The sequence below is a fragment of the Microcystis sp. M53602_WE12 genome (genome assembly GCF_030065455.1).
In the GTDB taxonomy this organism is placed as follows: Bacteria; Cyanobacteriota; Cyanobacteriia; order Cyanobacteriales; family Microcystaceae; genus Microcystis; species Microcystis aeruginosa.
In genome coordinates this window covers 1-5,339 of record NZ_JASJFB010000849.1, presented here as the reverse complement: position 1 = coordinate 5,339, position 5,339 = coordinate 1, and the positions used below count along the sequence as shown (strand labels likewise).

At 37.8% G+C, this 5,339-nt stretch carries 4 protein-coding genes and 1 pseudogene; all 5 read left to right on the top strand.

From position 1 onward, the window contains the following. Positions 1-200 precede the first annotated feature (200 nt). Positions 201-413 (top strand): Hfq-related RNA-binding protein, encoded by a 213-nt coding sequence (locus tag PX482_RS25960; protein WP_002756689.1) that lies wholly within the window; start codon positions 201-203, stop codon positions 411-413. 360 nt (positions 414-773) lie between these two features. Beyond that, positions 774-1,022, top strand: a pseudogene (locus tag PX482_RS25955) (glycosyltransferase); the annotation flags it as partial. Between the two features lie 101 nt (positions 1,023-1,123). Continuing rightward, on the top strand, positions 1,124-1,579 hold the full coding sequence (locus PX482_RS25950) for a GtrA family protein (RefSeq protein ID WP_288023738.1): 456 nt from the start codon (positions 1,124-1,126) through the stop codon (positions 1,577-1,579). A 719-nt stretch (positions 1,580-2,298) separates the two neighbouring features. Further along, the gene (locus PX482_RS25945) at positions 2,299-3,477 is read left to right on the top strand and encodes a hypothetical protein (protein WP_288023735.1); all 1,179 of its coding nucleotides are present in this window, start codon (positions 2,299-2,301) and stop codon (positions 3,475-3,477) included. A 320-nt stretch (positions 3,478-3,797) separates the two neighbouring features. Beyond that, positions 3,798-4,970, top strand: coding sequence for a glycosyltransferase family 2 protein (locus PX482_RS25940; RefSeq protein ID WP_288094763.1), 1,173 nt, complete (start codon positions 3,798-3,800; stop codon positions 4,968-4,970). The last annotated feature ends 369 nt before the right edge of the window (positions 4,971-5,339 follow it).

Below are 5,339 nucleotides of genomic sequence, written 5' to 3'. Positions count from 1 at the left end.
GTCAGTCTGTAGAGCGACCATAAGACCAGAACAGAGTAAATCTGTTAAGGCAGGTGCGAAAAATCCTTCGGGAAAGAAGCAGAAACCTAAATCGTGAGGTTTGGGAATCACCGTCCGTTTACGGCGGTGAGGATGTCAAGGTCAATAAAAGCTACTCAACAGGAATAATAGAGGATGAACACCTCATCGATAAACTCATTATGTCTCAATTTGATCCTGGTCTGCCGAGTATCAAACAAGTACAGAGCTATATTCAAGAGAAACGGGAAGTAGAAATTAAGTTAAGCACCGATGATCTCCTCGTTGGTCGCATCCTTTGGCAAGATGTTAACTGTCTATACCTGGTCGATCACTACGATAAACCCACTTTAATTTGGCAACAGTCTCTAGTTTATTTAAGACCTAAAGCCTAGGGGGAAATTGGCGATATTTGGCTGTGGGATGCGTCCCGGACGCATCAAAAATTCAGTAGCAAGCAGATAGCTTTTGAGCAAATTTAACGTCAGTTGGGGTTAAGGAGATTTGGCCATGACTTCTAGCAAATAATCAGGTGGGATGGCGAGGATAGTATCAGAATTTCAGTTGCTCGAAAATTTGGGTCAAATTGCCAAATAAAGAAAGTCAGAGAGTCGGGTAGAGCGATCGCCATTCAACTTCAGATATAGATTGCCGCTCAGAGGAAAAAGAATAAGCAGATTGTCTGCTAACAATTTGGGACACTGCTGTACATAACCTGTTATACTCTTGGGCAAAACGACTCCACCGCCATTGTTATGCTGGAAAATCAGGTCATGGCAGATGCCGCCTCTAAGGAGCAGATACCTACTCTAGAATTATCCATCATCATGCCTTGTCTCAACGAGGCGGAAACCCTGGCCACCTGTATCGGCAAAGCACGAGATTATCTGGAACAACACAAAATTGCGGGAGAGGTGCTAATCGCCGATAATGGCAGTAGCGATGGTTCCCAAGAAATTGCCACTAATTCAGGGGCGCGGGTGGTTCCTATCCCAGAAAGGGGACTATGATCATAAGAGATTTGAATATGTGAGGACAGTTTATCTGTATTCGATATAGTAGTTACTATCGTCTAACCCAAGTTATTGCCAAAGTAATCTAAATTATGATTAATCTACTTCAAAAGAGTTTTTACAAATTTTGTTCTTTACTATCTAGTCAACAATTTCGACGATTTTTTATTTTTGGTTTAACCTGTAATATTATTTATACTTTTTCCATATATTTATTAACTGAAAAAATCAAATTTCATTACATTGCTTCGGTAGTGATTGCTCTAATTTATACAAGTTTTATTGGGTTTTGCCTAAATAAGTTTTATACTTTTAATACCAGTACAAAAACCTTTTTTCCAGAATTGATAAAGTACTATAATGTCATGTTTTCTGGCTTATTAATTAACGTGGCTTGGATGTTTATTTTGGTAGAAGTATTTAAACTATGGTACATGGCATCGGTAGTAATTGTGAGTGCAGGTTTAATGTTTTATAATTTTTTCTTGCACAAACACTGGAGTTTTCGTGGTTTAAATAAGCATAAAAAAGACCCTAAGAGCAGATAGTTTTCCTTGTTATTAGTAGGTCAATTTCGACGTTACTTAATTTAGTTAAGTGCAGTAAATATTATGGCAAAAAAACAATTATTGACGAGAATATTTTGCGAAGATATAAACAAATTATTCTTTGCTTGTGGGATTTTATCAATGATCATTATCAAGTTTTTTTTAATCAGAAACAGTGAAATTGTTGGTCAGACAAGAGATTCCTTGCTCTATACGTTAATGGCAGATCAGAATATTTGGTTTCCTACTAATAAAGCTAAGGCAATAATCGATTATATGCCAGGATATCCAATATTTATAATGTTTTCTAATTTTCTTAATTTTTCTCTAAGAATTAGTCATGAGATTTTTTACACTCTCTCTAATATTTTATTAGTTTTTAGTTTTAGATTACTAAAAATTCCTCGATATATCTGCTTAGTTATTTTTGCAATTTTAACTTTTCATATAACAACTTTTCTGTGGTTCAATACTATTTTAACTGAAACAATAGCCATTAGCTTATATCATATCCTTTTGGCTTTAACTGTCATAACTGTTATGTCAGAAAATTTAGCCAGGAAACTAATATGGCTCTTCGGTTTGTCTTATGCAACGGACAGGATTATAAGAGATGAAACCCTTATAGAGAAAGATATTTGGCGATTTTTGTCAATTATTTTTGATCTAGAGCGAACTAATGGATTAAATCTCTTGCCAGATAAGGATTTAGTCGATTTATGCCCCCCTATCGAACCATACCAAGTAACGAAGAGCCACTAATATTTTCCGTTCTTGGTGGATTGTGTTTAGGAATAATATTCATTACCCGTCCAGAGCAGATAGTGTTCTTCCTGAGTTACCTAGTTGTTTTTGTTATTCTTGTATTAAGAAATAGAATGAATATAGCAAGAGCTATTCGAGAAGCTTTGCCGATTTGTATTATTCCCATTGCTATAAGTTTATTAATTACTACAGTTTTTACTTTATTAAATGCTTTTTTTCTAGAATTACCAGCGTTATCCATTAGTAACTCATCGGCTTTCAAAGAAACTTTTTCCCAGATTCAGAGTATAGATGATGGTCAAAATATAGATGATTTTGAGTTTGTCAATATAAATCGCCAACAATTAAAAATGGCTTATCAAGTGAGTCCAACATTGAATCAAGTCAAACCTCTAATCGAAGAAGAATTAGCTAGGAGAATTACTAGACTCGGTGGAAAAGATACTACTAATATAGAAGTAGCAATTGATTGGGTGTACTGGTCAACAATAGAAGCAATTAGAAGAAGCAATTTAACAGAAGATAGGAGTATGTATCAAGTTTTTACTCAAATTAATTCTGAACTGCAAGAGGCATTTAACGATAAAAGAATTAACCAGAAAACTTTCTCTTTTGATGATATAGATATAGGATTTTGGCTAAACAAATTTCCTCATTCATTAACTGAAATGAGTGGATATTTATTTTTGCCACGAGTCAGTAGTAAGAAATTATTACAAAATACGGATGATCCTCGAGTAACCCCTGAAATGAGATCAATATTTAATCGAGTGGCACATCGTCGAACTTATCTAGTTAACCAACCAGATTTAAATAAAGACCTTATCTTCTATTTAAACCAGATCACTCCTTTAATTCAGATCATCAATATTCTTGGAATGATATCTTTTGTAATATTATTGGTCTATTACTTGGTTAAACCTGTTCACTCCCAACTTCTCAATCAATACACATTGATTATTTCTTTTGCCTTATCTATAATTTTACTCCGCTTATTTTTGTATATTGCAATTGATCTGGCATTTTTCCCTGCACCTTCACGTTATTTATTCCCCAGTAATCCATTGCTATCGGCACTGTCAATTCTAAACTTATATGTTACAACTAAACTTTTAAGTTCATTTCGATTTTAAGCTTGATATAGCTAAGGTTTATGGCTGTGAAACCAAGATAAACTTCAATTTTTAATTTTTCAGTATCATTTTCTCTGGGTTGCCAAATTTTTGCCCTAAGCTGTTCGTAATCTAAACCCCGTTGTTGGGATGCTGAAGGCCCTGTCTAGCTTAGATAGCTTCGGAAATCTGGATAATGAACAGCCCAATCATTATAGGTTATTGGGGACAAAGACAAGCCAATCAATTAAGGCGGCACTGTTGAGCAATCAAAAATTTGTTGTCACAAATGTCAATAATCCTGTTATACTCTTGAGCAAAACGACTCCACCGCGATTGTTATGCTGGAAAATCAGGTCATGGCAGATGCCGCCTCTAATGAGCAGATACCTACTTTAGAATTATCGATCATCATGCCCTGTCTCAACGAGGCGGAAACCCTGGCCACCTGTATCGGCAAAGCGCGAGATTATCTGGAACGACACAAAATTGCGGGAGAGGTGCTAATCGCCGATAATGGCAGTAGCGATGGTTCCCAAGAAATTGCCACTAATTCAGGGGCGCGGGTGGTTCCCATCCCGGAAAGGGGTTATGGTAGCGCCCTGCGGGGAGGTATCGCCGCCGCCAAAGGTCAATACATTATTATGGGGGATGCCGATGATAGCTATGACTTTACCAATCTCTCGCCTTTCCTAGAAAAATTGCGACAGGGTTATGATTTGGTGATGGGCAATCGTTTTCAGGGGGGAATTAAACCCGGGGCGATGCCAGTATTGCATAAGTATCTGGGCAATCCTGTCTTGACTTGGTTAGGACGGTTATTTTTTGGTAGTCCCTGTGGTGATTTTCACTGTGGATTGCGCGGGTTTAGTAAACAGGCGATCGAACAATTGAACCTACGCACCACTGGCATGGAATTCGCCAGCGAGATGGTGGTGAAAGCATCCCTCTACGGTCTGAAAATTACCGAAGTACCAACCACTTTATCCCCTGACGGTCGCAGTCGTCCCCCCCACCTAAAAACTTGGCGCGATGGCTGGCGACATCTCCGATTTCTCTTAATGTATAGTCCTCGCTGGTTGTTTCTCTACCCCGGACTGGCTTTAATGTTTCTGGGGTTTGTGGCGACGATTTGGTTTATTCCTCAACCGAGAGTTCACACCCTTCTCTATTCAGCCACAGCTTTGATTATTGGCTTTCAAATCGTCAGTTTTGCCATCTTCACAAAAGCTTTTGCTATCAGCGAGGGTTTATTACCGGAAGACCGCAAGTTAAGACGATTTTTGCGTTATATTAATCTGGAGGTGGGATTGAGCATTGGCGTAATTTTATTTTTGCTAGGTATGGGCGGTTCACTGTATGCTTTATATATTTGGAATGCTCGACTTTATGGGTCTTTAGATCCAGCCGTGACCATGCGGATTGTCATTCCTTCCGTAACCGCTCTAGCGTTGGGAGTACAGGTGGTTTTTTCCAGTTTCTTTTTAAGTGTTTTGGGATTGAAACGAAGATAAAAATAATTGTAACTGATTGTTATCGGCTTTATTGCTTCTAAACTTATATGTTACCCTTCAACTTTCGTATACTCAAAAATACCAAGAAATAGACAATCATCCTAGTTCTTATGGTATCCGTATTAAACAGGGTAAGCTCATCTAATTTAGCAGTTAAGTAGGTAGGCACAATTATTTGTAGGATGGGTTAGCGGTAGCGTAACCCATGCGGGCGTTGGGTTTCATGCTTCAACCCAACCTACGTTCATTTTATATTTAATTCCACCCACCTACTTAATCATATTCAAGCCAAAAAAGCTGACTACGTTGTCGCCCTTAAAGCTAATCATCCGACTCTTTATACTCAGGTCAAAAACTGGTTTGAGCAAG

Bases quoted from the DNA above. Each gene is read 5' to 3' on its own strand.
- PX482_RS25940 (WP_288094763.1), top strand. From the start codon at position 3,798: ATGCTGGAAAATCAGGTCATGGCAGATGCCGCCTCTAATGAGCAGATA.
- PX482_RS25960 (WP_002756689.1), top strand. From the start codon at position 201: ATGTCTCAATTTGATCCTGGTCTGCCGAGTATCAAACAAGTACAGAGC.
- PX482_RS25950 (WP_288023738.1), top strand. From the start codon at position 1,124: ATGATTAATCTACTTCAAAAGAGTTTTTACAAATTTTGTTCTTTACTA.
- PX482_RS25945 (WP_288023735.1), top strand. From the start codon at position 2,299: ATGCCCCCCTATCGAACCATACCAAGTAACGAAGAGCCACTAATATTT.